The following is a 26,580-nucleotide window of genomic DNA, read 5'->3' as shown; positions in this document are numbered from 1 at the left end:
CCCGATCGCCTAGTTCGCCAAATCGTCGACGGTGGCCGCTTCGTTCCTGGACAGGTTGATGCCCAGGTTCGCCGCGGCGCGCTCCAGGTCCTCGTCCTCGCCTTCGCGCAGCTCGATCGCGGCGCCGTCCGAAGACAGCACCTCGACGTTGAGGCACAGCGACTGGAGTTCCTTGAGGAGCACCTTGAACGACTCCGGAATGCCCGGCTCCGGAATGTTCTCGCCCTTCACGATCGCCTCGTAGACCTTCACGCGGCCCACGACGTCGTCGGACTTGATGGTGAGCAGTTCCTGCAGCGTGTAAGCCGCACCGTAGGCCTGCATGGCCCAGCACTCCATCTCACCGAAGCGCTGACCACCGAACTGCGCCTTACCACCGAGCGGCTGCTGGGTGATCATCGAGTACGGGCCGGTCGAACGCGCGTGGATCTTGTCGTCGACCAGGTGGTGCAGCTTCAGGATGTACATGTATCCGACAGCCACCGGGTACGGGAACGGCTCGCCGGAACGGCCGTCGAACAGGGTGGCCTTGCCGTTGTCGTCGACCATGCGCTCGCCGTCGCGGTTCGGCAGGGTCGAGGACAGCAGACCGGTCAGCTCCTCCTCGCGGGCGCCGTCGAACACCGGGGTGGCGATGTTCGAGTCGGCGGGCGCGCCGAGCATCTCCTCCGGCAGGCTCTTTGCCCAGTCGGGGTTGCCCTCGACCTGCCAGCCTGCCTTGCCGATCCAGCCAAGATGCGTTTCCAGGATCTGGCCGATGTTCATACGACGCGGCACACCGTGGGTGTTGAGGATGATGTCGACCGGGGTGCCGTCCGGAAGGAACGGCATGTCCTCGGTCGGCAGGATCTTGCCGATGACACCCTTGTTGCCGTGGCGGCCTGCGAGCTTGTCGCCGTCCTGGATCTTGCGCTTCTGCGCCACGTAGACCCGGACCAGCTCGTTGACGCCGGGAGGCAGGTCGTCCTCGTCGTCGCGGGAGAACACCCGGATGCCGATGACCTTGCCGGACTCACCGTGCGGCACCTTCAGCGAGGTGTCGCGGACCTCGCGCGCCTTCTCACCGAAGATCGCGCGGAGCAGCCGCTCCTCGGGGGTCAGCTCGGTCTCGCCCTTCGGGGTGACCTTGCCGACCAGGATGTCGCCGTCACGGACCTCGGCGCCGATGCGCACGATGCCGCGCTCGTCCAGGTCGGCGAGCACCTCGTCGGAGACGTTCGGGATGTCCCTGGTGATCTCCTCGGCGCCCAGCTTGGTGTCACGGGCGTCGATCTCGTGCTCCTCGATGTGGATCGAGGTGAGAACGTCCTCTTCCACGAGGCGCTGCGACAGGATGATCGCGTCTTCGTAGTTGTGGCCTTCCCACGGCATGATCGCCACGAGCAGGTTCTTGCCGAGGGCCATCTCACCGTTCTCGGTGCACGGACCGTCGGCCAGGACCTGGCCCTTCTCCACCCGCTGGCCCTCGTCCACGATGGGCCGCTGGTTGGAGCAGGTGCCCTGGTTGGAGCGGTTGAACTTCCGCATGCGGTAGCTCTTGCGGGTGCCGTCGTCGGCCATGACCGTGACGTAGTCGGCGGAGACTTCCTCGACCACGCCGGACTTCTCGTTCACCACGACGTCACCGGCGTCGACGGCGGCGCGCAGCTCCATGCCGGTGCCGACGATCGGGGCCTCGGAACGGATCAGCGGCACGGCCTGACGCTGCATGTTCGCGCCCATGAGGGCACGGTTGGCGTCGTCGTGCTCGAGGAACGGGATCATGGCGGTCGCGACCGACACCATCTGGCGCGGCGAGACGTCCATGTAGGTCACCTCGGTCGGGGCGACGAACTCCATCTCCTCGTTGCCGCGGCGCGCGAGCACCCGCTCCTCGAGGAAGTTGCCGTCGGCGTCGACCGGCGAGTTCGCCTGGGCGCGGACCTCGCGGTCCTCCTCGTCGGCGGTGAGGTACTTGACCTCGTCGGTGACCTTGCCGTCGACGACCTTGCGGTACGGCGTCTCGATGAAGCCGAACGGGTTGACCCGCGCGTACACCGACAGCGAGCCGATCAGGCCGATGTTCGGGCCTTCCGGGGTCTCGATCGGGCACATGCGGCCGTAGTGCGACGGGTGGACGTCTCGGACTTCCAGGCCGGCGCGCTCACGGGACAGACCACCCGGGCCGAGCGCCGAGAGACGACGCTTGTGGGTCAGACCCGACAGCGGGTTGTTCTGGTCCATGAACTGCGACAGCTGGGAGGTTCCGAAGAACTCTTTGATCGCGGCGACGACCGGACGGATGTTGATCAGGGTCTGCGGCGTGATGGCCTCGACGTCCTGGGTGGTCATCCGCTCGCGGACGACGCGCTCCATGCGGGAGAGGCCGACCCGGATCTGGTTCTGGATCAGCTCGCCGACGGTGCGCAGGCGACGGTTGCCGAAGTGGTCGATGTCGTCCACCTCGACCGGCACCTCTTCGCCGCCGGGGGCGGTCATGACCTTGTCGCCCGCGTGCAGGCGCACCAGGTACTCGATGGTGGTGACGATGTCTTCCTTCGTCAGCACCGAACCGATGACCGGCTCGTTGAGGTGGATGCCCAGCTTCTTGTTGATCTTGTAGCGACCGACGCGCGCCAGGTCGTAGCGCTTCTCCTTGAAGAACAGGTTCTCCAGCAGGGTCTGCGCGGACTCCTTGGTCGGCGGCTCGCCCGGACGCAGCTTGCGGTAGATGTCCAGCAGCGCCTCGTCCTGACCGGCGGTGTTGTCCTTCTCGAGGGTGGACATCATGATCTCGGAGAAGCCGAAGCGCTCGACGATCTCCTCTGTGGTCCAGCCAAGCGCCTTGAGCAGCACGGTGACCGGCTGACGACGCTTGCGGTCGATGCGCACGCCGACGGTGTCGCGCTTGTCGACGTCGAACTCCAGCCACGCGCCGCGCGACGGGATGACGCGCACGCTGTGCAGGTCCTTCTCGGTGCCCTTGTCGATCGAGTGATCGAAGTAGACGCCCGGGGAGCGGACCAGCTGCGAGACGACGACACGCTCGGTGCCGTTGATGATGAACGTGCCCTTGTCGGTCATCATTGGGAAATCACCCATGAAGACCGTCTGGCTCTTGATCTCGCCGGTGTTGTTGTTGATGAACTCCGCGGTGACGAACAACGGCGCCGCGTAGGTCATGTCCTTTTCTTTGCACTCGTCGATCGAGGCCTTGACCTCTTCGAAGCGCGGATCCGAGAAGGACAGGGACATGGAGCCGGAGAAGTCCTCGATCGGCGACAGCTCCTCGAGCACCTCCTCGAGTCCACCGACAAGGCCGACGTCGCCGCGAGCTGCCGCGCGCTCACGCCATTCCGACGAACCGACCAACCAGGAGAACGATTCCGTTTGTAGATCGAGAAGACCCGGCACTTCCAAGGGTTCACGGATCTTCGCGAAGGAGACCCGCTTGGGGGCTCCAGGGATACCGGCAACTGCCTTGGTCTGGGTGGAGACTGCCAAGATGCGTCCTTCCAGCACCTCACGCGCGTCGCGTGGTGGTCCGCGACCGTCGCTTGCTTCTGCTACGAATTCCGCTGGTCACAACCCGAACGAAACCCGAACAGGCAACAACGGAAGTAACACCGGAAGGCGAAACTTACGTGTGCGAATCGAGGTATGGACAGGAGGCAGCCAGCGCAAAGTCCAAACCTACACTCATATACACGGAGGTGTCAAAGTACCACCCGTGTGATCCTCTACGCCGCTGGCGCGCCGTGGCCTTGGCCACCCCTGGGCCATGGGCCGGACGCGCGCTGCGTCGTAGGCAAGCGGCCGGTCGGCCGACCCCGCGCGGGCGATGCCCGGCACCCGGATCGCTGGCTGCGTCGAGGGCCACGGGGCGGCTGAAACCACTTGTGACAGCTGCCGCTGTTGTGAATAGCGTGACGGGTCGGGCGAAACTCGTCAAGTGCCCGGCCCGACCTGCCCCCGCCGGAATACGGTCGCTCGGACCAAGATCACTGGTCGACGATGCCGTCGGCCAGCCAGCGACCGTCCACCTTCTGCATCCGCAACACCACGGGACCCGCCACGCTCTGCTGGGCGACGCCGTCCTTGGTGGCGCTCACGACGAGATTCACCAGCAACTCGGCGCGATCCTCGGTGAGCATCGTCACGCCGATCGGGTCGGCCTTCGCATCGGCGCTGGTCCTGGCCTGCCGGATGGCGTCGATCGTGGTGGCGGCGAACTCGTCGAGATCGGCAAGCATCTCGCCGGTGACGACTCCGCGAACCGCGGCCTCGTAGTCGTCGATGTGTTCGATGTCGTAGCCGTAGATCGTGCGCAGCGCGTGGTCGGCGGCGGCGCGCACCTCCTCGGTCGCGCTGGTGTCGAGGAAGGCCTGGTTCTCGTCGGGGACGCCGGGACGTTGCGCGGCGACGACGGCGAATCCGGCAAGCAGCACAGCCGCGACGAGTGCGGCGGCGACGGGCGCCCACGAACGCGCGAACCGAAGGCGAGGGGGTGTGAACCGGCGCGACCGACGCTCGGCGGCGGCGGACTGCTTTTCCCTGGTCGGGACGTCGCGCGGCGCGGTCGGACGCGCCGAGGTGACCTTGGGCCTGCGCGTCGGACGCGCGGCGGGCTGGGCGGTGCGCCGTTTCGGCGTGACGCGGTTGACCGGGCGGCGGGTGTTCATCGCGGTCCCTCCTGCGCGGGCGCGCCCTCGGTCGGTGCGGGCGCGGCGGGCGGCTGCGGCCCCGGTTGGCCGAGCCCGGCGGGGCCCGGCCCTTCCAGCAGCACCGGCTGGGTGAGCGAAGCGACCTGCTCGGCCTTCCAGGCCTCGCCGTCCTTGGTCATGTCGAGGCTCCACGTGTAGCGGTAGTCGGAGACCGACTTGTCCGGCTTCGACTCCGTCACCTGGAGCACCACCAGCGCCGTTGCCTTGTCCCGTTCGCTGTTCAGCGAGGTGAGCGCGGCCCCGAGCACCTTGGACTTCATGGCGACGCCAGCCTGGGTGGCCATCTGCTCGGACTGCTGCCGATTCTTCTCCGCCGACACCAGGATCGGTCCGGTCATCGAGGACCTGGCCAGCGCGAGCGAGCCTGGCACGTCGTCGAGGTTCATCGAGGTCATGTTGAGCGCGGCCTGTCGCGCGGCGTCCAACGCGGAATCGCGCGCGTCGGCGCGCGGACCGTCGGTGAAGAACGCCGCGCGCACCCAGCCTCCGCCGAACCACAGCGCCGCGACGAGGGCGACGGCGAGCGCACCGAGCGCGAGCGCGGTCACCGCGACCGGCGGGCGGCCCGAACCGGCCGCGGGTTCGGCGGCGGCCGGGCGGTCCGCCACGGACTCGGACGCCGATTCCTTGGACAGGTCAGTGGTCACGACTCAGCACCATAACGTCATCCTTACTGGTCACCGCTTCGGCGTGACTCCCATGAGAGTGGCGAGCTGCACGGCGATCGGGTTCAGGTTCAGCTTCTCCGGGTCGACCTTCGGGTTGTCGTCCCACGGCTGCACGATGCTCGGATCGGCGAGCTCGGCCCGCTCGCCGCCCCGGACCGCGGTCGGATTGCCGAACGGCACAAGGCATTTCGCCTCCGTGTTGAACGGGAACTCGTCGCGGGTGTCGTCGAAGTCGGGGTTCTCCGCCTTCATCTGCTCGAGAATGCGCTGGGTGCCCTCGTAGCCGACGGTGCAGGCCGGCGGGTTGTTGGTCTCGAGCACCAGGCCGAAGTGGCTGGTGCCGTCGCCTGGCGCGGTCGCCGACGCGCCGAGGGACAGCTGCGGCAGCATCTGTAGCAGCGGACGCAGCGCGTAGAACTTGGGCGAGATGCCCTGCATCAGCACGCGCAGGTTGGCCAGGTCCTCGGTGAGCGCGCCACCGCTCTCGTCGAGCAGGGCGCCGATCTGTTCGCCCGCGTCGGCGCCGGTGCCGATCAGTCTGCGTATCGCGGGGTCGCTGGCACGTAGCTGCGCGGTGAGCCGATCGAGTCCGTCGCTGAAGCGCCGGATGGCGTCGGCCTGCTCGGCCTGGGTGCCGAACACCACCCTGCCGTCGCGGATCAGCTGGATCGTCTCGGGCAGCGTCTCGTGGAACGTGGTGGTGAACTCGTTGAGCGTCTGCAAGAGGACCTGGAGATCGTCGCCCTTGCCGTCGAAGGCCTTGCCGAGCTCGGTGACGGTGGTGTTCAACGCCTCCAGATCCACCGTCCTCGTGAAGTGGTCGACGCTGGAGACCAGCTGTTCCACCGGGATCGGCGTCCGCGCCCCGCTGATCACCGAGCCCTCCTTCAGGTACGGAGCGCTGTCGCTGTCCGGCCGCAGATCGACGTACTGCTCGCCGATGGCCGACCGGTTGGCCACCACCGCCTCGGCCGAGGCCGGGATCCGCGGCGAGTCCGAGTCGATGACCAGCGTCATGCTGACGCCCTCGTCGGTGAGTGCCAAGTCGCCGACCCGGCCGACCGGGACGCCGCGATAGGTCACCTCGGCGCCCTTGTAGATGCCGCCGGTCTGCTCGGCGTCGACGCGTACCTCGTAGTGGCCGAAGCCGAGCATGTGATCGAGCCGGATGTACTTGGCGCCCACGAAGATCACGCCGATCACGGCGATCACCAGGAAGACGACCAGCTGATTGCGAACGAGCCGGGTCATCGCGGCGCACCTCCTGCCTCGGCGCCGCCGGGCGGCGTCACGCCCAGCTGTTCGAGCAGCGGGCCGAGCGGGTTCGGCATGGGCACGCCAGGGGCCGGCAGCGGCGCCATGGTCGGCGGCAGCGGTATCAGCGACACCGTCGGCCAGCCGGGGCGCGGACCGTTGCCGCCGTAGTACGGGTTGGACGGGTCCACGTTGACCGGCGGGCCGTAGGGCGGCGGGATGTACACCGGATCCGGTTTGCCGACGCCGAGATTGCTCAGCGTGACGCCGATCTGCTGGTCCACCGAGAGCCAGGTGTTGACCTGGCCGCCGAAGGTGCCCTCCAACGAGGAATCGGGGAACGGGTAGGTCGGAATCAGCGGAAACGCGGTCACCAGGTCCGGCGCCGAGCGGCCGAGTTCCTGCAGCGTCGGGCGCAGCGAGTTCAGATCGCGGATCAGGTCGTCCTTGGCGGTGTCGATGACGTCGAAGCCCGCCTGCCCCAACCGGTCCAGCTGGGCGAGCAGCGAAATCAATTCGGGCCGTTGCTCTTCCAGGATCCGGATACCCTCGGGCAGCTCGTCGAGAATCTTGCCGATCGCCTCGGTCTGGGTGCTGACCCGGCTGCTGAGCGTGGCGAGACCGTCGATGGCCCGCGTGATGTCGTCCACCTGTTCGTTCAGCCCGCCGATCAGGGTGTTGGCCTGCTCGAGCAGCGAACGAACCCGGTCCTCGCGGCCGCCGAAGGTCTTGTTCAGCTCGCTGACGATCGGTTGCAGCTGCGCGACGCCGCCGCCGTTGAGCAGCAGCGACATGGCGCCGAGCACCTGCTCGATCTCGGTGGCGTGGCGGGTGTGCTCGATCGGGATCACCGCGCCATCGGTCAGCCGCGCCGGATCCGGGTCCGCGACGGGCGGCGAGAGCTCGATGAACTTCTCGCCGAGCAGATTCGACTGCCTGACCTCGGCCCTGGCATTGGCGGGCAGGTCGACCGAGGAGTCGATCAGCGCGCGGACGCTGGCGGTCCAGCCGTCCCCCGCGAGCACGATGTCCTCGACCCGGCCCACCGGCACGCCCTCGACCTTCACCGCGGACTGCGGCACCAGGTCGAGCACGTCGTCGAAGTGGATGTCGATGTGGATGGGATGCGGGCCGACGTCGGCACCGCCGGGCAGCGGAACGCTGTAGATGCCGTCGGCAGCGCACGCGCTGATCAGCGCGGCCGAGACCGCGAGCGCTCCCGCGCTCAGCCCGCGGGCGATGGTCGTTCTCATCGCTCACCTCCCTGCTCGGACGGCGGCAACTGGTTCGACGGCGTGCCAGGCACCGTGCCGGGCACCGGGTCGCGCTGCTGGTTCTCCCCGGAGAGGATGCCGAACGGCAGGATCAGCGTCGGCGTCTTGACGCCCGCGGTGATCTGGTCGGTGATCTCCTTGCAGTGGTCCAGCAGCGGACGCATCTGACGGCCGAGCGCCTCGAAGCGCGGATCGCCCGGCATCAGCTTCGACAGGTCGAGCATCCGGCAGACCGTGCCGAACGGATCCTGCAGATCGGTGAAATTGGCGCGCATGTCGAGGGTGCCGGACTCGGCGTTGTGGATGTTGATCAGGTTGCTGAGCGCGAGCGGAATCACCGGGAGCGCGGCGGCCAGGTCGTCACGCTGGTCGGCAAGCGTCTTGGTGAGGGTGGTCAGCGCGGCGGCGTTCTCCGCGACCAGCGCGCGGTTGTCGTCGATGAACCGGGCGACGTCGCCGAGCGCGATCGAGAGCAGGTGCAGCGCTTCGCCGAGGTTCTGCCGCTCGTCGGCCAGGAATCCGGCGAGATCGGCCAGCTGCGCGTTGAATTCGCGCACCTGCTGATCGTTGCGCGCCAGCATGCTCACGAAGTTCTGCAGGTGCTTCACGGTCTCGAAGATGTCGCCGCGCGCCTCGGACAGGTACCTGACCGCTCCGGAGAGCTGGCTGATGCTGTTGGCCAGCGCCTCGCCGTTGCCCGCCAGGTTGGCCGCCGAGGTGCGCACCAGCTCGTTCACCGCGCCCTCTCGGTTGGCGCCGTCCGGGCCGAGCGCGTCGCTGAGTTCTGCGATGCTCCGGTAGAGCTCGTCGACCTCGACCGGGGTGACCGTGCGTTCCCGCGGAATCGTCGCGGTGCGACCCATTTTCGGCCCGCCGCGGTAGACCGGCGTCAGCTGGATGTAGCGGTCCGCGACGACCGACGGGATGATCTGCGCGGCCTGCGCGTCGGCGGGCACGTCGTAACCGCGGTCGACGCCCAGCACGACCTTCACCTGGTCGCCCATCGGCTCCACCGACTCGACCCGACCCACCGGCACGCCGAGGATGCGCACGTCGGAGCCCTCGTAGATGCCGACCGAGCTGTCGAAGTAGGCGGTGATCCTGGTGGTGGTCAGCCGGTCGTAGCCCCACCACAGCACCCACCCGGCCACCAACGCCAGGACGACGCCGAGGACAACGCCGATCTTGGTGCCCCGCCCCGACTCGCGGAACGCGGTGAGCGGATCGCTGCGCCAGCTCGCGGCCACGTCAGTTACCTCCCATGTCGCGGACCGGATCCCGGTAACCGGGGATCTCCGGCAGTGCGGGCGGCAGCAGGTTGACGATCACCGCGTCGAACCACCGGCCGGTGCCGAGCACGTTGGCGTACAGGCCGTAGAAGGGCGCAGCCAGCTCCAGCGTCTTGGAGATGTTCTGCTGGTTGTCGTTGAGCATCTCGATCGCGGCGGCCAGGTTGGTCAGCGCCGGACCGATCTGCTCGGAGTTGTCCGCGACAAGCGCACTCAGCTCTGCCGACACCGACTTGGCGCCGACAAGAAGCTGGTGGATGGCCTGCTGCCGGATGTTCAGCTCGGCGAGCAGCTGACCGCCGGAGGCGAGCAGCCGCTCGAACTCGGCGTTGCGGTCGGCGAGCACCTCGGTGGTCCGGCGCGTCGCCTTGAACAGCCGCTTCAGTTCCTCGTCGCGTTTGGCCAGCGTCTCCGAGAGCCGCGCGACGCCGTCGATGGAGCCGCGGATCTCCGGCGGCGTCGTCTCGAACGCGTCGGCGAGCACCCGCATGCTGGTGGCCAGCTGTTCGGTGTCGATCTCCTCGATATTGGCCGCCGCGTCCGAGAACGCGTCGATCACGTCGTAGGGAGACACGGTGCGCGACAACGGGATCGGCTTCTCCGGGTCGGCCGGGCGGGAGCCGCGCGGATCGAGTGCGAGGTACTTCTGGCCGAGCAGTGTCTTGATCTGGATGGAGGCGGTGGTCTCGTTGCCGATCCAGGCGTCCTTGGTGCGGAACTCGACGACCACCCGGTCGCCCGCCAGACGAACATCGGCGACCGAGCCGACCTTCACGCCCGCGATGCGGACCTCGTTGCCTTTCTTCAGTCCCGCGGCCTCGGAGAACTCGGCGGTGTACCTGGTGCCCGCGCCGATGATCGGCAGCCGGTCCAGCGCGAACGCCGACATCGTCACGAGCACGACCATGGCAAGGCCGAGCACGCCGAGGAAGACCGGGCTGCGCTTGCCGAGGAGGATGCGATCGTCCATCAGCGGGCCTTCCCGTGGCAGCGCGGCGCGGCGTTGGTGTACAGCGGCTGGTTGATCGTCGGCAGGCTCGCGGGCAGGTTGAGCTGCGGCGCGTCCACCGCGCCCGGTCCGACCACGATGTCGATACCGCACAGGTAGAACTGGAACCAGGAGCCGTAACTGCCCACCCGACCGAGCTTCTCCATCTTCACCGGCAACGTGGCCAGCGCCTGGTTCACCTCGTCGGAGCGTTCGTTCAGCGTCCCGGTGAGCTGGTTCAGTCCGGCGATCGTGCCCTGCAGCGAAGGCCTGGTGGGGACGAGCAGCTCCGTGGTGGCCGTGGTCAGGTCGCCCAGCGAGCTGATCGAGCGGCCGACGGTGTCGCGTTCGGCGGCCAGGCCGGAGACCAGTGCCTCGGTGTTGACGATGAGCTGGTCGAACTGGTCGTCGCGCTCGTTGACCGTCTCCAGCACGGCGGTCAGATTCTCCACCAGCTCGCCGATGACCGCGTCCTTGTCGGCGATCTTGTTGGTCAGGCTCGCTGTGCTGGTCACCAGGTCGCGGATGGTGCCCTGCTCGCCCTGGAAGACCTGGATGATCTCGTAGGAGAGCTTGTTCACGTCCTCGGCGGTCAACGTGCGGAACAGCGGACGGAAACCGTTGAACAGCGTGGTCAGGTTGAGCGCGGGCCTGGTCTGCTCCAGCGGGATGGTGCCGCCCTCGTTGAGCTTGCGGCCCTGTTCGCCTGCGCCCTGCTCCAGCGCGATGTAGCGCTGACCGACCAGGTTCCGGTATCGGATGGTCGCGGTGGTGGAGGCGGGCAGCCAATCGCGGTCGGTGAGTTCGAATTTCACCTCGGCCAGCCGCTTGTCCACGATCGCGATGTCGGTGACCTTGCCGACCCGGACGCCCGCGATACGCACCTCGTCGCCCGGGTTGAGCGCGGTGACGTCGGTGAACCTGGCCTTGAACAGCGTGCCGCCGCCGGTGTAGTTGGCGATCGAGAGACCGAGCAGCGTGGTGACGAACAGTGTCACCGCGACGAAGACGATCAGTTTGGTCAGCGGCCCGCCGAGCCCGCGAAACTTCTCCCTCATCGGACCGTCACCTCGCTGCCGCGGAACGCGGGCGCCGCGATCCTGGTCACCCAACTCGGCACCGCGTCCGGCGAGACCCCTTGCGCCGCACCGTAGATCGCGCCGAGCGACTGCCGCTCCCCCGGCGAGCCCGCCAGCGTCGGCACCTGCGCGGCCGGGTAGACGCCGAACTGCGGCACGGGCAGTTTGCCGCTGTCCTGGTCGCCCGGGTAGCGGCTCGGCACCGCGTAGGAGCCGTCGTTGTTCGGTCCACCGGTGTACTGGCCGGGGTCGACGTTCACCGGATATTCGGGGAGGCACCAGGGGCCGCGGGTGTCGAGCCAGCGCGGCTCGTCCTGGTTGGGCAGGTACTTGCCGCGGGTGTTGGTGAGCTCGATCGTCACCCGGGAGCCCGGCCGGTCGGTGCCCATGCCGAAGAGCTCGTCGATGCGCGGCTTCATCTTCGCGAAGTTGGCCAGCGCGCAGGGGTAGCTCGGCGAGTACATGGCGAGCAGTTCCAGCGCGGGCCGTGAATCGGCGGAGACGTCGATGATGTTGTCGCGGTTGACGAGGAAGAAGTCGGCGGCACTCGACGAGGTCGGCGTGAGCGTGGCGTAGAGGGTGTCGATGTCCGATCGCCGCTGCACGATGGTGGCGTTGGTGGTGCGCAGGTTGTCCAGCGCGTCGATGATCTGCGGCGCGGCGTCGGAGTACACCGCGGCGGTCTCGGCGAAGGTGCGCAGACCCTCGCGCAGTTCCGGTAGCACGCCGTTGATGTCGCGGAAGATCGTGTCCAGCTTGTCCACAGTCTCGCCGAGGGCCAAGCCCTGACCGGACAACGCTTGGGAGAGCGCGCCGAGGGTGGCGGCCAGGTCCTGCGGCGGGATCGCCTGCAACAGCGGAAGCAGATCGTCGAGCAGCTTGCTGATCTCGATGGCGTTGCCGCTGGCGTCCTGGTACAGGGTGACGCCGTCGGTCAGATGCTGCGGGCTGGGGTCCTCGGGGATCACCAGGTCGACGTAGCGCTCGCCGAACAGTGTCTTCGGCAGCAGCCGCGCGGTGGCGTTCACCGGAATCTGCTGCGCCTTGGCGGGATCGATGGCCAGGTCCAGGGTGACCTTGCCGCCCTCGGACCGGCTCGACCGCACCTCCCCGACCGGAACACCGCGCACCTTCACGTCCGCGTTCTTGCTCAGCACGTTGCCCACGCTGTCGGTCACCAGATCGACGTCGACGGTTCTGACGAACTGCTTGTTGTAGATCGCGACGGTCGTCCACAGGAACAGCCCGACGATCACGAAGAACGCGATCCCCAGCAGCCGCACCCGAGTCTTCTCCGTGGACCGCCAGGCCCGCGTACTCATCCCGCCACCCGCACGGTCGTGGTCGTTCCCCAGATCGCCAGGCTGAGGAAGAAGTCGAGGATGTTCACCAGCACGATCGCGGCGCGCACCGCGCGACCGACGGCGACGCCGACGCCAGCGGGTCCGCCGGTGGCGGTGAAGCCGTAGTAGCAGTGCACAAGGATGATCACGAACGCGAAGATCAGCACCTTGAGGAACGAATAGAGCACGTCCTCCGGTGGCAGGAACAGGCTGAAATAGTGGTCGTAGGAACCGCTGGATTGGCCGTTGAACCAGATGCTGACCGAGCGCGAGGCGAAGTACGCGCCGAGCAGGCCGACGATGTAGAGCGGGATGACCGCGAGGAAACCGGCGATCACCCTGGTGGTCACCAGGAACGGCACGCCGGGCACCGCCATCACCTCGAGCGCGTCGATCTCCTCGGAGATCCGCATCGCGCCGAGTTGGGCGGTGAAGCCGCAGCCCACCGTCGCCGAGAGCGCCAATGCCGCGACCAGCGGGGCGATTTCGCGGGTGTTGATGTAGGCGGTGAGGAAGCCGGTGAGCACGGAGCTGCCCAGCGCGTCGAGCGCCTTGAAGCCCTGCAGGCCGACGACGACGCCGACCGAGCCGGACATGAAGACGATGACGCCGATGGTTCCGCCGATCACCGCGAGCGCGCCGGAGCCGAAGGTCACCTCGGCGAGCAGCCGCATGACCTCCTTGCGGTAGTGCACCGCGGTGCGCGGAATCCACGCGATGGCGCGCGAGTAGAACGACATCTGCTCGCCCGCGCGGTCGATCACGTTGAGCGGTCCGCGCGCGATCTGTCCCGCCCGGCGGGCCGATCTGGCGAGCACCGGGTTGCGGTAGGAGGTGGCCATCTGTCAGGAGCCCTTGGCCGGGACGACCTGCAGGTAGACCAGCGTGAGAATGAGATTGACGAAGAAGAGGACCAGGAATGTGATCACCACGGATTGGTTCACCGCGTCACCGACTCCTTTCGGCCCCCCTTTGGGATGCAACCCCTTGTACGCGGCGATCACCCCGGCGAGCAGACCGAAGATCGCCGCCTTGATCTCGCCGATCCACAGGTCGGGCAGCTGCGCGAGCGCGGAGAACGACGAGAGGTACGCGCCGGGCGTTCCGCCCTGCAGCAGCACGTTGAAGAAATAGCCGCCCGCGATGCCGACGACCGACACCAACCCGTTGAGCAGCACGGCGACCAGCGTCATGCCGAGCACCCTCGGCACGACCAGCCGCGCCACCGGATCGACGCCGAGCACCTCCATGGCGTCGATCTCCTCGCGGATGGTGCGCGCGCCGAGATCGGCGGCGACCGCGGACCCGGCCGCGCCCGCGATGATCAGCGCCGTCACCACCGGCGCGGCCTGCTGCACGGTGGCGAGCACGCTGGTGGCTCCGGTGAACGACTCGGCGCCGAGCTGCTTGATCAGCGAACCGGTCTGCAGCGCGACGACCGCGCCGAACGGAATGGCCACCAGCGCACTCGGCAAGATCGAGACGCTGGCGATGAACCACGACTGCTCGATGAACTCGCGCCACTGGAACGGGCGGCGGAACATCTTGCGCATGACGTCGACGAAGAGCGCGAAAACGTTGCCCGCCTGGGCAAACGCCGACTCGACTGGAGTCCGCACGCGCGCCAGAGTCGAGTTCACGGGCGGTATGTTACCCGTTGGTTGTGTTGTGGCGCACGGTCGTGTCGAAAGAGTCGCCCTGGTAGCTGGGGGCGGACGAGGCGTTGTACGACATCACTTGTGTGTCGTCGTTCTCCGCCATCGATTCGCGGATCGCCACCTGCGCGGCGTGCGGCAGGGTGTGCATGATCTCCATCACGCGCGCCTTGCGGCGGATCACCGCCTGGCGAACCGGCATACCCGGGGTGGCCTTCATCTGCGGGATGATGCCCTCGACCTCTTCGGCGCCACCGTGATGATGGCCTGCGTCCACGAGCGCCTGCTCGCGCGCCATCTGGGCCTCGTCCTTCTCCTCGGACATGCCGATCGGGCCGATCATGCGGCCGTTGAGGAACTGCTTGACCACCGGCTCCTCAGAGGTCAACAGCACCTCGCGCGGGCCGAACATGACCAGCTGGCGGCGGAACAGCATGCCGATGTTGTCCGGCACGGTGCGGGCCAGGTTGATGTTGTGCGTGACGATCAGGATCGTGGCGTCGATCTGCGCGTTGATGTCGATCAGCAGCTGCGACAGGTAGGAGGTGCGGACCGGGTCCAGGCCGGAGTCGGGCTCGTCGACCAGGATGATCTGCGGGTCGAGCACCAGGGCGCGGGCCAGACCGGCGCGCTTGCGCATACCGCCGGAGATCTCGCCGGGCAGCTTGCCCTCGGCGCCGAGCAGACCGGTGAGCTCGAGCTTCTCCATGACGATCTTCTTGATCTCGGACTCGCTCTTCTTCGTGTGCTCACGAAGCGGGAAGGCGACGTTGTCGAAGAGGTTCATCGAGCCGAACAGCGCGCCGTCCTGGAAGAGCACGCCGAAGAGCTTGCGGATCTCGTAGAGCTCCTTGTTGGAGCAGGTGGTGATGTCGGTGCCGTCGATGTAGATCGAGCCGCGCTCCGGGCGCAGCAGGCCGATCAGCGACTTCAGGAACACCGATTTACCGGTACCCGAGGGACCGAGTAGGGCGCTCACCTCGCCGGAGGGCAAGGTCAGACTGACATCCTGCCAAATTCGCTGCGAACCGAAGGACTTGGTTACACCCTCGGTCCTGACCTCGACGCCCACGCCAACCTCCACTTTTCTCAGCGAGCAGCCCACCGGCGAACCGCGCTCGGTCATCGCGGTGCGTCACGTCACAGTGGGTTCGGTCACTGTAACCCATGAGGGAGACGGGGCACACCCCAACCTGACTCTAGAGTAAGCCGATCCGGCTCGCGCATTTCGACAATCACGCGCGCATGTTCGCGAGAAATGCGAAACGGGCGGTCCCCCGAATTGGGGAACCGCCCGTTCGAAGTAATTCGTGGAATTACTTGACCGAAACCTTGGCGCCGGCCTCTTCCAGCTTCGCCTTGGCGGCCTCGGCGGCCTCCTTGGCGACCTTCTCCAGGATCGGCTTCGGGGCACCCTCGACCAGGTCCTTGGCTTCCTTCAGGCCCAGGCCGGAGACGATCTCGCGGACCACCTTGATGACCTGGATCTTCTTGTCGCCGGCACCCTCGAGGATGACGTCGAACTCGTCCTGCTCCTCGGCGGCCTCGGCCGGAGCGGCAGCGCCACCGACGGCAGCGACGGCGACCGGAGCAGCGGCGGTGACCTCGAACTTCTCCTCGAACTTCTTGACGAAGTCCGACAGCTCGAGCAGGGTCATGTTGCCGAAGGTCTCGAGCAGTTCGTCAACGTTGGCCATTGTTGTTTTCCTTTCGGTAGTTGGTGTCCGTGGGGGCGTTCCGCCCGCGCACAGGGGGAATTACTCGGCGGCTCCGCCTTCGGCGCGCTTCTTCTCCTCCAGCGCGGCGGCCAGGCGGGCCACCTGCGAAGCGGGAGCGTTGAAGAGGCCCGCGGCCTTGGCGAGGTTGCCCTTGAGGGCGCCGGCCAGCTTGGCAAGCAGGACCTCGCGGGTCTCCAGGTCGGCGATCTTCTCGACCTCGGCGACGGACAGCGCGGCGCCGTCCATGTAGCCGCCCTTGATGATGAGCGCCTTGTTGTCCTTGGCGAAGGTCTTGAGCGCCTTGGCCGCGTTGACCGGCTCACCCTGGATGAAGGTGATGGCGGTCGGTCCCACGAACAAGTCGTCGAGGCCCTCCACGCCCGCCTCGGCGGCGGCGCGTTTGACCAGGGTGTTCTTGGCGACGGAGTACGTGGCCTCCGCGCCGAGCGCACGCCGCAGTTCGGTGAGCTTGCCGACCGACAGGCCACGGTATTCCGTGACAACGGTGGCCGTCGAGTTCCGGAACTGTTCCGCGATCTCCTCGACCGCGGTGACCTTCTCAGCCTTTGCCATACTTCGCCTCCTCTCTGGATGTCGGTTCGTGTACACGAACTACCGATCCGAGAGCCCGGCGACAAAACGAACGCCCCGGACGCAAGGCGTTCCGGGGCGCGAAGGAAAGATCAACACGAGTCACAGGACTCGAATCGACTCCCAGCCTCGGTTCTCCCTGCGTGGGCCGCCGGCAATGTCGCCGGACCTTCGACCGAACCCATGCGGGATCGGCGACCAACGGTCTTCGGTAGAACGGATTGGGTAGCGATCGAACTCGTCGATAACTGACGCCCACAGTACCTGGCGTCCCCCTCATCTGCCAAAACGGCCCCCGACTCGGTGCAAATCGGGACCCTTCGGCGATCGAGTTGTTGTGCCGCACGTCACTTTTCACGGCCGATGTGTCGGATATCGCGAGCAACAAGTGTTACCAAGAGTGACAGATATCTGATTGGCTGCTGAACTATGGCAACCTCCATAGTCGATCCACCGGTGTTGCTGGAACGACGCAACCAGCGCTTTCTCGCCCTGGCAGTCATCTGCCTCGCCGAACTGCTGGTCGTCCTCGACAACACCATCGTCAACGTGGCCCTCCCCTCGATCGGTGTCGAGCTGGCCACCGGTGTCAGCGGCCTGCAATGGGTCGTCGACGCGTACACCCTGACCTTCGCCGGACTGTTGCTGGCCTTCGGCAACCTCGGCGACCGCTACGGACGCCGCAGGGTGATGGCAATCGGCCTGGTCGGCGTCGCCGTCATGTCTGTCGGTGGCGCACTGTCGGATTCGATGGGCGCGGTCATCACGGCCCGCGCGGCCATGGGCGTGTTCGCCGCGGCCGTCTTCCCCGCCACCCTCGCCCTGATCATCAACATCTTCACCGACCGGCGCGAACGCGCGCTGGCCATCGCGGCGTGGACGGCCATGGCGGGCTTCGCGATCGCCATCGGCCCGATCTCCGGCGGTTGGCTGCTCGAGCACTTCAGCTGGCACTCGGTCTTCTGGATCAACGTGCCGGTCGCGCTGGTCGCGCTGGTCGCCACGCTGCTGTGGGTGCCCGAATCGCGGTCCGCGCACGTCGGCAGGCTGGATCTGCCCGGCATCGCGCTGTCCATCGCGGGCATCACGTTGCTCGTCTGGTCCATCATCGAGGCGCCGCACTACGGCTGGCTGTCGGTCACCACGTTGACCGCCGGCGCGCTCGGCGTCGCGCTGCTCGCCGCGTTCATCGCGTGGGAATTACGCACTGCGGCACCGATTCTGGATATGCGTTTGTTCCGCAATCGGCGTTTTTCGATGCCCGCGTTGTCGATTGCCGTCGGCTATTTCTCGATGTTCGGCTTTCTGTTCCTGATCACCCAATATTTCCAAGGGGTGCGCGAGTACACGCCGCTCGAATTCGGCATCGCATCATTGCCGTTCGCGTTCTCGGTCGCCATCGGCGCGCCCGTCGCGACGTTGCTCGCGCAACGCTGGGGCACGACGCCGGTGATCGTCTTCGGCCTGCTGCTCACCGGATTGGGCCTCTACCTGGGCGGCCAGGTCACGGTGGACAGCGGCTACGTCACCGATGTGCTGCCCTCGATGGTGTCGATGGCGCTCGGCTTGGCCATCGTCCAGGGCCCGGCCACCGAATCCATCATGGGCTCACTGCCATTGAACGAGGCGGGCGCGGGTTCGGCGGTGAACGACACCACCCGCGAGATCGGCGGCACCCTCGGCGTCGCCGTCCTCGGCTCGATCGTGGCCTCCTACTACACGACCCGGGTCGAACCGCTGCTCGTCCGCGTGCCGAGCACCCTGATGAACGAGGACCAGAAGAGCCTGGTCGCGGCCAGCCCGCTCAGCGTGCTGGAACTCCGCAAACAGGAACTCCCCGCGTTCCTCGAAGCCCAGCGCGAAAACCTCATCACCGCAATGAAAACCGCCGCCCTCCAGGGTTCGCACGCGGCCTCCCTCGTCGCAGCGGGCGCCGTCGTGGTCTGCGCGCTACTCGTCGCGATCTTCCTGCCCTGGGGTGCGCAGAGCGGAGAGTCGGTCCTGCTGGGCTGGCGCAAACCCGCTGAACCGGCGGACGGCGAGCGGGAATAGGCTCGGTCCGCACAACGGCGGCCGGTTGCACTCGACGCTGCAGCCGGCCGTCACACCGATCCAGCAGGGACAACCCAGGATGTCGGCTGCCCCGTATGAGACGCGATGGTGTCGAAGTCGTTGTCGTAGTGCAGCACCGTCAGCCGATGGGTCTCCGCGGTCACCGCGACGACGAGGTCGGCGATCGAGGCGGACCGGTGTTGAGCTTTGTCCGTCAGCAGCGACTGTAAGTCCGACGCCTGCGTCCAGAGGTCCTCGGGAGTTTCCACCCATTCGAGTGATTCGTGCAGGACTCCCCGGATACGGGCTCGGTCATCAGCGTTGCGCGCCGAGTACAACATCTCCAACTCGGTGACTCCGCAGATATGCACCAGGGCACGATCCATCAAGGGGACCAACACATCTCGGACGGGGGCGAGATGCAGTCGCGCCAGTGCGCTCTTGTCGGCGAGGTACCGCGTCACCCCCACAGGCGATCCTCGGCGTCCGGCTCCAGCAGCGCCGCGAAGGCACCGTCTTCGGCGAGGCCAACCAATTTGCGGACCGAGTCGATCCGAATCACCTCGCGAAAAGCGGCATCAATGGTGTCGCGAAGTGTCTCGGTGCCGAGGATTTCCTTGGCACGATCCAACTTCGCCATATCTACGTCTACGCTGGTCTTCGCCATGAAAGGGCCTCCTCATATCCGCAATAAGCGTAGCGCGATATCAGTCCGGCAGCCAGATAGATGTCCGCATTGCTCTCAATCCGATACCCGAACAGGGGGCCCGCTACCCGCGGACAGGCCGAAGAATGCGCCGAGGGCGGGAACGCGATTGCGTTCCCGCCCTCGGCGGTGGTGAGGTCAGGAGACCTCGGTGCTGCTTACGCGTCCTCTTCGAGGAGGTTGCGGGTGCGGTTCGGGTCCACCGGGATGCCCGGTCCGGTGTTCGTCGAGACCGTCACCTTCTTGACGTAGCGGCCCTTGGCGGTCGACGGCTTGGCACGCAGGATCTCGTCCAGCGCGGCGCCGTAGTTCTCCACCAGCTTGGCCTCTTCGAAGGAGGCCTTGCCGATCACGAAGTGCAGGTTGGCCTGCTTGTCGACGCGGAAGTTGATCTTGCCGCCCTTGATGTCGTTGACGGCCTTGGTCACGTCGGTGGTGACCGTGCCCGTCTTCGGGTTCGGCATCAGACCGCGCGGGCCGAGGACACGCGCGATACGGCCGACCTTGGCCATCTGGTCCGGGGTGGCGATCGCGGCGTCGAAGTCCAGCCAGCCGCCCTGGATCCGCTCGATCAAGTCCTCGGCGCCGACGGCGTCAGCGCCGGCGGCCTCGGCCTCGGCGGCCTTCTCACCGGCCGCGAACACGATGACGCGGGCGGTCTTACCGGTGCCGTGCGGCAGGTTGACGGTGCCGCGGACCATCTGGTCGGCCTTGCGGGGGTCGACGCCGAGACGGACGGCGACCTCGACGGTCGCGTCGGTCTTGGTGGTCGCGGTCTCCTTCGCCAGGCGCGCGGCGGCCAGCGGGGAGTACAGCTTGGTGCGATCGACCTTCTCGGCCGCGGCGAGATACGCCTTGCTTCGCTTTGCCATGATTCTCTGTCCTTAAAGTTCTTGGTTCAGAAGTGGTTTCCGGGTCTGGCCGACCCTCCCACCGAGTTCCGGCTCAGGCTTCGACGGTGATACCCATCGAGCGCGCGGTGCCCGCGATGATCTTCGCCGCCTGGTCCAGGTCGTTGGCGTTGAGATCTTCCATCTTGGTCTTGGCGATCTCGCGAACCTGGTCCATGGTCACCTTGGCGACCTTGGTGCGGTGCGGCTCGGCCGAGCCCTTCTGCACGCCTGCGGCCTTGAGCAGCAGCTTGGCGGCGGGCGGGGTCTTCAGCTTGAAGTCGAAGGACCGGTCTTCGTAAACGGAGATCTCGACCGGGATGACGTTGCCACGCTGCGACTCGGTCGCCGCGTTGTACGCCTTGCAGAACTCCATGATGTTGACGCCGTGCTGACCGAGGGCGGGACCAACCGGCGGAGCCGGGTTCGCCTGGCCGGCCTGGATCTGCAGCTTGATGATCCCGGCGAGCTTCTTCTTCTTGGGGGGCATCTTTCTTCCTTGGTTTCGGGTCCTTACGGTTGCCGTAAGCCTGTCGCGGGCGCTGCCCGCAGCCGGGCACGCGGCCCGGCGCTCGCGAACGAATCCGGCTGACGCTGTTCGGATCCGCGCACGAACCCATACACCTTACCGGGGGGCGTGCCCTCGTCCTTCGAGTGGGCCGGTTGCCCGGCCCCGCGCCCAACCGGTCGGACGCACTCCGCCCTCGGTCCCGGCGGCCGGGGCGAGGGCGGAGGTGGGATTAAATCTTCGCGACCTGGGTGAACGCCAGCTCGACCGGCGTCTCGCGACCGAAGATCGAGACGAGCACCTTGAGTTTCTGCTGCTCGGCGTTGACCTCGGAGATGCTGGCGGGCAGCGTCGCGAACGGGCCGTCCATGACGGTGACCGACTCGCCGACCTCGAAGTCGACCTCGATGACCGGCTTGGGGGCCACCTCGGCGGCGCTTTCGGCGCTCGCGGCGGCGGCAGCGGCGGCCGGTGCCTTCTTCTGCTGGGCGGCCGGGACCAGGAACTTCACCACGTCGTCGATGGACAGCGGCGAGGGCCGGGAGGTGGCGCCGACGAACCCGGTGACACCGGGGGTGTTGCGCACCGCGCCCCACGACTCGTCGTTGAGCTCCATGCGAACCAGGATGTAGCCGGGCAGCACCTTGCGGTTGACGTGCTTGCGCTGGCCGTTCTTGATCTCGGTGACCTCTTCGGTCGGCACCTCGACCTGGAAGATGTACTCCTCGAGGTCCAGGTTCTGCACGCGGGTCTCGAGGTTGGCCTTCACCTTGTTCTCGTAACCGGCGTAGGAGTGGATGACGTACCAGTCGCCAGGGGCGCGCCGCAGCGCGGCCTTCATCTCGGCGACGGGATCCGCGGGCTCGGCGTCGATCGGGGTAGCGGGTGCGGATTCCTCGACCACAGCTTCTTCGACGGCCGCGGCGTCTTCCGCCTCGTTCTCGGCGGGCTCCACCACTGCGTCGTCGACCGGGAACTCGTCGTTTGTGTCGTTCTCCGGGGTGCTCACTGGGGCACTCGCTTCCTGTGTCGTCACGTATATCCTCTGCGTGCCGGGCCGGGCGCGGCGGATTGCTCCCGCCGGTCCGCCCCCGGGATCGGCTACCGGCGTCGGCGTCGTACTACTAGCCGAACAGCCAGTCGACACCCTTGACGAACGCCACATCCAACCCGCTGATGAACGCGACCATGAAGACCACGAACACCAGAACAACGCTCGTATAGGTGACCATCTGCTTCCGGTTGGGCCAGATCACCTTGCGCAGTTCCGCGATGACCTCTCGCAGGAACTTGATCAAACGCTTGAACGGATTACCCGATCCTTCGCGCTTGGCCTTTCCGGCAGTTTTGTCCTTCTTCAGCGACGTCCGGTCGATCGTGGCGATCGAGCCGGTGTCGGCCGACGTGGAGCCAGAACGGGCCCGCCGGGCGGACCGCTTTCCGCTCGGCCGGCTCACCGCGGCGGTGCCATCGCCTTCGTCGGCCGCGCCGTGGCGAGGTTCCCGCTCGTCACTCACGTCGATCCTCTCTCCGTCGCTGGCTTAAGGGCAGGGGCGACAGGACTTGAACCTGCAACCTGCGGTTTTGGAGACCGCTGCTCTGCCAATTGAGCTACGCCCCTTTGGTCGGACGGTGGAACTCGATGTCCGACCATTGTCTGTATTCAGTTGTCACTCCGGTCCACACAACACGCGCGCTGCTTCGGCGGTTGCCGGCTCCCATGGGCAGTCCTTCGGAGATCGTCCTCCGGACCGCCTGGAACCAGCCCCACAGAGCAGCGCGCAGCGGCTGGTGAACCCCAGAGAACCTGAGTGTACGTTACCGCCTAGGCCAATAGCCAATCAGGGTCGATCGACCAGGTCAGGCCAGTTGCACGGTGGCCGTCGCGCGGCCGAAGATCTTCTTGCCCGCCGACTTCGCCACGATGGCGACGACCGCGGTCCGCGTCTCCGGATCCACGGACTTCACCTTACCCGTGTACTCGATTTCGGCCGCTTCGTCGGCGCCGACGTAGACCGGGCTGGTGAAGCGGACGTTGTATTCCTTGACCGCGCCGGGATCGCCGAGCCAGGAGGTGACGAAACCGCCGCCGAGGCCCATCGTGAGCATGCCGTGCGCGACCACGTTGTCCAGGCCGACGAGCTTGACCACGTCGTCGCTCCAGTGGATGGGGTTCGCGTCGCCCGAGACGCCCGCGTAGTTGACCAGGTCGCCGCGGGTGAGGCGGACGATGCGGGTGGGCAGTTCGTCGCCGACGGAGACGTCCTCGAAATTGATCGCGTGCTTGCTCGGCGCGACCTCAGGGATGACGGTGATCGGGGCGGGCTGCTGGCTCTTGGCCGCGGTGCGTGGGTGGTGGTCCGGCGCTTCCTCGCCGATGCCGTGCATGAGCACGTTGCGGACGGCGCCGGTGAGGTTGGGGTCGATGTCGGCGCCGCTGCGGCCGACGAGCGTGGTGTAGGTGGTGAGCACCAGTTCGTCGTTCTGCGCGGTGACGATGTTCTTGGTGACGATGATGTCGCCGCCGAACGCCTGCCGGAAGGAGTGCAGGTAGACGTCGCAGGTCAGCTGGTCGCCGACCCGGATGGGCCGGTGGAATTCCAGGATCTGGTCGGTCTGCATGATCTGGCTGAGGTCGTAGCCGGTGACGATCCGCTCGAAGAGCTTGCGCTGGGCCAGAATGCCGACCAGGGAGATGAAGGTGAGGGGCGCGAGGAGGCCGTCGTAGCCGTATTCGGCGGCGACGTCCTCGTCCCAGTGCACCGGGTGGTAGTCCTGCACGGCGCGGGCATATTCGCGGACCTTCTCGCGGCCGACCTCGTAGTAGTCGTCGACGCGGTAGTGGTGACCGACCATCGCCGCGGCGTGGGCGGCGGGGTCGAGGTCCGCCTCGCTCGCCTGGACCGCTTCTTCTGTACCGGTGTTGATTGTCACGGGAGGAATGTACCTATCTGACCCCGCACCCCGGGGTCGGCGAGCGTTCACCACCGCACCCGACCCGTAGAAAGCGCTCAGGGCCGGACTGATGTCCGGCCCTGCACAGCTTCACGGTTCCGAGATCCCGGGATCAGCGTCCCGGTTGCCCTTCACGCGGCAGTTTCACGCGTGGGTGGGATCAGCGGGATTCGCGGTGCGCCCGGTGCGTGCCGCAGTTCGGGCAGAACTTCTTCAGCTCCAGCCGGTCCGGGTCGTTGCGCCGGTTCTTCTTGGTGATGTAGTTGCGGTGCTTGCACTGCTCGCAGGCCAAGGTGATCTTTGGCCGGACATCGGTGGACTTCGCGGCCACGACTTTCCTTCTTTCCGGTACCTGATGGGCGTAATCGGTTTTGGTAGCGATGGCCGGACTTGAACCGGCGACACAACGATTATGAGTCGTTTGCTCTACCGACTGAGCTACACCGCCACGGCGTCGCATTGCAGTGGTGCGAGCCCAGCCCCACGACCATGGGTGCGATGCCGAGTCGGTCACCACCGGCAATCCGGCGAGCCCCCTAACGGAATCGAACCGTTGACCTTTTCCTTACCATGGAAACGCTCTGCCGACTGAGCTAAGGGGGCATGACTACTTCCGCACCGAGACCCATCTTCTCGGCCCCGGGGCGGCGAAGTCTTGAACGAGATTACACACCCAACGCTCACACTTCCAAATTCCGAGGTCAGAGCCAGTTTTCACCGCACGCGAAAGACCCGAAAATCGCCCTCGGCGCGCCACCCCGCACCACACCGCTCGGCAAGAGCTCGAGACACCGACCGCCCTACCCTCCAGCACCACGCATCGCGCTCGCAGGAACAGGCCGCAGGGCGCCGAATCGACCTGTTGTCAGCGACCGATCGAAGGACGTCGAGAGCTGATCGAGAGAGGTAGAACTCCGCGCGGATACGCGCTCGCCGCGCGCTCGTCCGTTACGGCCGACCTGGGCGGCTCAAAGTTTGTGATCTTCACTTCCCCGGATGGACGGTTCACAGATCGCCGATCAAAGACATTCGAGGCGCGGGAATCATCGACATGTGCGTCGTGGCGGCACCAACGAAACCACCTCGAAAACCAACCAAGACCCCAACCGCACTTCCCCACAAACGCAACCACTGCAAGGGGGGGCCCGGGGGGCGAAGCCCCGCCGGGCGGGGTGTGGGGGTTGCACCCCCACAGTCAATACGAAGCGAGCCCTACATGCGCTTTCTGCATGTAGGGCTCGCTTGTGAGTGGAGTGGCAGGTGTAGGATTCGAACCTACGTAGGCTTTCACCGACAGATTTACAGTCTGCTCCCATTGGCCGCTCGGGCAACCTGCCTTACGTGCGCTTTCTCGGCGCGCAGAGCAGAATACAACGAACCCCGGTGTCGAATGCAAACCGGCTGGCCAACGGCCCTGCGACGGGACTACGGTCGGGCTTCCGGGTAGAACTGACGATGCCGGTTGCACCGGTGCAGTGAGCCCGTCGGACCGTCAGGAACAGGAGCGTAGTGTGGCCGATTCGTCTTTCGATGTCGTCAGCAAGGTCGACCGGCAGGAGGTCGACAACGCTCTGCATCAGGCGGAGAAGGAGCTGAACACCCGCTACGACTTCCGCGGCACGGGCGCGAAGATCGAGTGGTCCGGTGAGGACAAGATCGTGTTGACGGCCGAGGCCGAGGAGCGGGTGAAGGCCGCGCTCGAGGTGTTCAAGGAGAAGTTGATCCGCAGGGACATCTCGCTGAAGGCGTTCGACGCGGGCGAGCCGGTGGCTTCCGGCAAGACGTACAAGATCACCGGCAGCCTGGTGCAGGGCATCGATGCCGAGAAGGCGAAGAAGATCTCGAAGAAGATCCGGGACGAGGGCCCGAAGGGTGTGAAGGCGCAGATCCAGGGCGACGAGCTGCGGGTGAGCAGCAAGAAGCGCGACGACTTGCAGGCCGTGATCGCGCTGCTGAAGGGCGAGGATTTCGGTATCGCGCTGCAGTTCGTCAACTACCGATAGGCCACGGTCAGTAGTTGCGCGGGCCGCCCGCCATTTCCTCGAGCCGGGCGATGCGTTCGGCCATCGGCGGGTGCGTGGAGAACCAGCGTGCGGCCCGCTCGCCCGTGCGGAACGGGTTGGCGATCATCAGGTGCGACTGGGCCGTCAATTGCGGCTCAGGGGGCAGCGGGGCGGCCTGTACGCCGCGTTCCAGCTTGCGCAGTGCCGAGGCGAGCGCGAGCGGGTCGCCGGTGAGTTCGGCGCCGGATTGGTCGGCCTGGTACTCGCGGGAGCGGGAGACGGCCAGCTTGATCAGGGTGGCGGCGATCGGGCCGAGCAGGGAGACGAGCAGCACGCCGATGATGTTCGGGCCGCCGTTGCCGCGGCCGCCGAAGGCCGAGGCGAAGAACGCGAGGTTGGCGAGGCCGGAGATGACCGCGGCGAGCGCGCCCGCGATGGACGAGATGAGGATGTCGCGGTTGTAGACGTGCGAGAGTTCGTGGCCGAGCACCGCGCGCAGTTCGCGTTCGTCGAGGATTTGCAGGATGCCGCTGGTACAGCAGACCGCGGCGTGCCGCGGGTTGCGTCCGGTGGCGAAGGCGTTGGGCGCGTTGGTCGGGCTGATGTAGAGCCGCGGCATCGGCTGGCGCGCCGTCGTCGCGAGTTCCCGCACGATCCGGTAGATGACGGGCGCTTCGAGCTCGCTGACCGGCTGCGCGTGCATCGCCTTGAGCGCGAGCTTGTCGCTGTTGAAGTAGGCCCAGGCGTTCATGCCGACGGCCAGCAGGATGGAGATCACCAGGATCGTCGGGCTGCGGAACATTGCCCCGGCGAACACGATGATGGCCGAGAGCCCGACCATCAGACCGAATGTCTTCAATCCGTTCGCATACCCGTGCCCGTGCATAGGTCTCCTTGCCCACTC

Annotated in this window: 25 protein-coding genes and 4 tRNA genes; 2 read left to right on the top strand and 27 right to left on the bottom strand. The window is 66.7% G+C overall.

Annotated features, from left to right (window positions below):
* Nucleotides 1-9 precede the first annotated feature (9 nt).
* From rpoB to rplJ, 14 genes are all read right to left on the bottom strand, one after another.
* On the bottom strand, nucleotides 10-3,501 hold the full coding sequence (rpoB, locus tag NAM01S_RS29445; RefSeq protein ID WP_067791457.1) for a DNA-directed RNA polymerase subunit beta: 3,492 nt from the start codon (nucleotides 3,499-3,501) through the stop codon (nucleotides 10-12).
* A 479-nt stretch (nucleotides 3,502-3,980) separates the two neighbouring features.
* Entirely contained in the window at nucleotides 3,981-4,661 is a 681-nt protein-coding gene (locus NAM01S_RS29440; RefSeq protein WP_067791455.1) for a hypothetical protein, read from the bottom strand.
* Nucleotides 4,658-5,350: a hypothetical protein gene (locus NAM01S_RS29435; RefSeq protein ID WP_084483409.1), complete on the bottom strand. Its 693-nt coding sequence runs from the start codon at nucleotides 5,348-5,350 to the stop codon at nucleotides 4,658-4,660. The genes NAM01S_RS29440 and NAM01S_RS29435 overlap by 4 nt, the downstream gene beginning before the upstream one ends.
* 30 nt (nucleotides 5,351-5,380) lie before the next feature.
* Nucleotides 5,381-6,622: an MCE family protein gene (locus NAM01S_RS29430; protein ID WP_067791453.1), complete on the bottom strand. Its 1,242-nt coding sequence runs from the start codon at nucleotides 6,620-6,622 to the stop codon at nucleotides 5,381-5,383.
* The gene (locus tag NAM01S_RS29425) at nucleotides 6,619-7,878 is read right to left on the bottom strand and encodes an MCE family protein (RefSeq protein ID WP_067791451.1); all 1,260 of its coding nucleotides are present in this window, start codon (nucleotides 7,876-7,878) and stop codon (nucleotides 6,619-6,621) included. Before NAM01S_RS29425 ends, NAM01S_RS29430 begins: the two co-directional genes overlap by 4 nt.
* Nucleotides 7,875-9,146, bottom strand: coding sequence for an MCE family protein (locus tag NAM01S_RS29420; protein WP_067791449.1), 1,272 nt, complete (start codon nucleotides 9,144-9,146; stop codon nucleotides 7,875-7,877). Before NAM01S_RS29420 ends, NAM01S_RS29425 begins: the two co-directional genes overlap by 4 nt.
* A gap of 1 nt (nucleotide 9,147) precedes the next feature.
* Nucleotides 9,148-10,158, bottom strand: a complete 1,011-nt coding sequence (locus tag NAM01S_RS29415; protein ID WP_067791447.1) for an MCE family protein — start codon at nucleotides 10,156-10,158, stop codon at nucleotides 9,148-9,150.
* Complete coding sequence (locus NAM01S_RS29410) at nucleotides 10,158-11,234, bottom strand: MCE family protein (protein WP_067791445.1); 1,077 nt, start codon at nucleotides 11,232-11,234, stop codon at nucleotides 10,158-10,160. The genes NAM01S_RS29415 and NAM01S_RS29410 overlap by 1 nt, the downstream gene beginning before the upstream one ends.
* A complete protein-coding gene (locus NAM01S_RS29405) occupies nucleotides 11,231-12,577 on the bottom strand; it encodes an MCE family protein (RefSeq protein ID WP_067791443.1) in 1,347 nt (448 codons plus the stop codon). Before NAM01S_RS29405 ends, NAM01S_RS29410 begins: the two co-directional genes overlap by 4 nt.
* Nucleotides 12,574-13,338, bottom strand: a complete 765-nt coding sequence (locus NAM01S_RS29400; protein ID WP_372508068.1) for an MlaE family ABC transporter permease — start codon at nucleotides 13,336-13,338, stop codon at nucleotides 12,574-12,576. Before NAM01S_RS29400 ends, NAM01S_RS29405 begins: the two co-directional genes overlap by 4 nt.
* A gap of 105 nt (nucleotides 13,339-13,443) precedes the next feature.
* Nucleotides 13,444-14,151 carry an MlaE family ABC transporter permease gene (locus tag NAM01S_RS29395; protein WP_245910137.1) on the bottom strand — a complete coding sequence of 236 codons (708 nt, stop codon included), beginning with the start codon at nucleotides 14,149-14,151 and terminating at the stop codon, nucleotides 13,444-13,446.
* A 97-nt stretch (nucleotides 14,152-14,248) separates the two neighbouring features.
* Nucleotides 14,249-15,379 (bottom strand): ABC transporter ATP-binding protein, encoded by a 1,131-nt coding sequence (locus tag NAM01S_RS29390; RefSeq protein ID WP_067791437.1) that lies wholly within the window; start codon nucleotides 15,377-15,379, stop codon nucleotides 14,249-14,251.
* Nucleotides 15,380-15,569: 190 nt separating this feature from the next.
* Complete coding sequence (rplL, locus tag NAM01S_RS29385) at nucleotides 15,570-15,950, bottom strand: 50S ribosomal protein L7/L12 (RefSeq protein ID WP_067791435.1); 381 nt, start codon at nucleotides 15,948-15,950, stop codon at nucleotides 15,570-15,572.
* 60 nt (nucleotides 15,951-16,010) lie between these two features.
* Nucleotides 16,011-16,544 (bottom strand): 50S ribosomal protein L10, encoded by a 534-nt coding sequence (gene rplJ, locus NAM01S_RS29380; protein ID WP_067791433.1) that lies wholly within the window; start codon nucleotides 16,542-16,544, stop codon nucleotides 16,011-16,013.
* A gap of 447 nt (nucleotides 16,545-16,991) precedes the next feature.
* On the opposite strand from rplJ, the gene NAM01S_RS29375 reads away from it, so the two are divergent.
* Nucleotides 16,992-18,614 (top strand): MFS transporter, encoded by a 1,623-nt coding sequence (locus tag NAM01S_RS29375; RefSeq protein WP_067791431.1) that lies wholly within the window; start codon nucleotides 16,992-16,994, stop codon nucleotides 18,612-18,614.
* A 50-nt stretch (nucleotides 18,615-18,664) separates the two neighbouring features.
* Here the strand turns inward: NAM01S_RS29375 and NAM01S_RS29370 are convergent, their stop codons facing one another.
* From NAM01S_RS29370 to NAM01S_RS29315, 12 genes are all read right to left on the bottom strand, one after another.
* Nucleotides 18,665-19,084, bottom strand: coding sequence for a PIN domain nuclease (locus tag NAM01S_RS29370; RefSeq protein ID WP_067791429.1), 420 nt, complete (start codon nucleotides 19,082-19,084; stop codon nucleotides 18,665-18,667).
* Nucleotides 19,075-19,281, bottom strand: coding sequence for a DUF2191 domain-containing protein (locus NAM01S_RS29365; RefSeq protein WP_143861420.1), 207 nt, complete (start codon nucleotides 19,279-19,281; stop codon nucleotides 19,075-19,077). The genes NAM01S_RS29370 and NAM01S_RS29365 overlap by 10 nt, the downstream gene beginning before the upstream one ends.
* Nucleotides 19,282-19,478: 197 nt before the next feature.
* The gene (gene rplA / locus NAM01S_RS29360; RefSeq protein WP_067791425.1) at nucleotides 19,479-20,192 is read right to left on the bottom strand and encodes a 50S ribosomal protein L1; all 714 of its coding nucleotides are present in this window, start codon (nucleotides 20,190-20,192) and stop codon (nucleotides 19,479-19,481) included.
* A gap of 73 nt (nucleotides 20,193-20,265) precedes the next feature.
* Nucleotides 20,266-20,700: a 50S ribosomal protein L11 gene (rplK, locus tag NAM01S_RS29355; RefSeq protein WP_067791423.1), complete on the bottom strand. Its 435-nt coding sequence runs from the start codon at nucleotides 20,698-20,700 to the stop codon at nucleotides 20,266-20,268.
* 250 nt (nucleotides 20,701-20,950) lie between these two features.
* Entirely contained in the window at nucleotides 20,951-21,727 is a 777-nt protein-coding gene (gene nusG, locus NAM01S_RS29350; protein ID WP_067791421.1) for a transcription termination/antitermination protein NusG, read from the bottom strand.
* Nucleotides 21,728-21,842: 115 nt separating this feature from the next.
* Nucleotides 21,843-22,235, bottom strand: a complete 393-nt coding sequence (gene secE, locus NAM01S_RS29345) for a preprotein translocase subunit SecE (protein WP_067791419.1) — start codon at nucleotides 22,233-22,235, stop codon at nucleotides 21,843-21,845.
* Nucleotides 22,236-22,266: 31 nt separating this feature from the next.
* Nucleotides 22,267-22,339, bottom strand: a tRNA-Trp gene (locus NAM01S_RS29340).
* A gap of 239 nt (nucleotides 22,340-22,578) precedes the next feature.
* Nucleotides 22,579-23,646 (bottom strand): fused (3R)-hydroxyacyl-ACP dehydratase subunits HadA/HadB, encoded by a 1,068-nt coding sequence (locus NAM01S_RS29335; RefSeq protein ID WP_084483414.1) that lies wholly within the window; start codon nucleotides 23,644-23,646, stop codon nucleotides 22,579-22,581.
* A 187-nt stretch (nucleotides 23,647-23,833) separates the two neighbouring features.
* Nucleotides 23,834-24,004, bottom strand: a complete 171-nt coding sequence (gene rpmG, locus NAM01S_RS29330; RefSeq protein ID WP_011211653.1) for a 50S ribosomal protein L33 — start codon at nucleotides 24,002-24,004, stop codon at nucleotides 23,834-23,836.
* 41 nt (nucleotides 24,005-24,045) lie between these two features.
* A tRNA-Met gene (locus NAM01S_RS29325) sits at nucleotides 24,046-24,121 on the bottom strand.
* A gap of 82 nt (nucleotides 24,122-24,203) precedes the next feature.
* Nucleotides 24,204-24,276, bottom strand: a tRNA-Thr gene (locus NAM01S_RS29320).
* Between the two features lie 651 nt (nucleotides 24,277-24,927).
* Nucleotides 24,928-25,010: transfer RNA gene (locus NAM01S_RS29315), tRNA-Tyr, on the bottom strand.
* Between the two features lie 174 nt (nucleotides 25,011-25,184).
* Between NAM01S_RS29315 and NAM01S_RS29310 the strand changes: the two genes are divergently transcribed.
* Nucleotides 25,185-25,676 carry a YajQ family cyclic di-GMP-binding protein gene (locus NAM01S_RS29310; protein WP_067791415.1) on the top strand — a complete coding sequence of 164 codons (492 nt, stop codon included), beginning with the start codon at nucleotides 25,185-25,187 and terminating at the stop codon, nucleotides 25,674-25,676.
* Between the two features lie 7 nt (nucleotides 25,677-25,683).
* Here the strand turns inward: NAM01S_RS29310 and htpX are convergent, their stop codons facing one another.
* Complete coding sequence (gene htpX / locus NAM01S_RS29305; protein ID WP_067791414.1) at nucleotides 25,684-26,562, bottom strand: zinc metalloprotease HtpX; 879 nt, start codon at nucleotides 26,560-26,562, stop codon at nucleotides 25,684-25,686.
* Between the last annotated feature and the right edge of the window lie 18 nt (nucleotides 26,563-26,580).

Source organism: Nocardia amikacinitolerans NBRC 108937 (genome assembly GCF_001612615.1).
Classification (GTDB): Bacteria; Actinomycetota; Actinomycetes; order Mycobacteriales; family Mycobacteriaceae; genus Nocardia; species Nocardia amikacinitolerans.
This window is presented reverse-complemented; position numbering and strand designations above follow the sequence as displayed.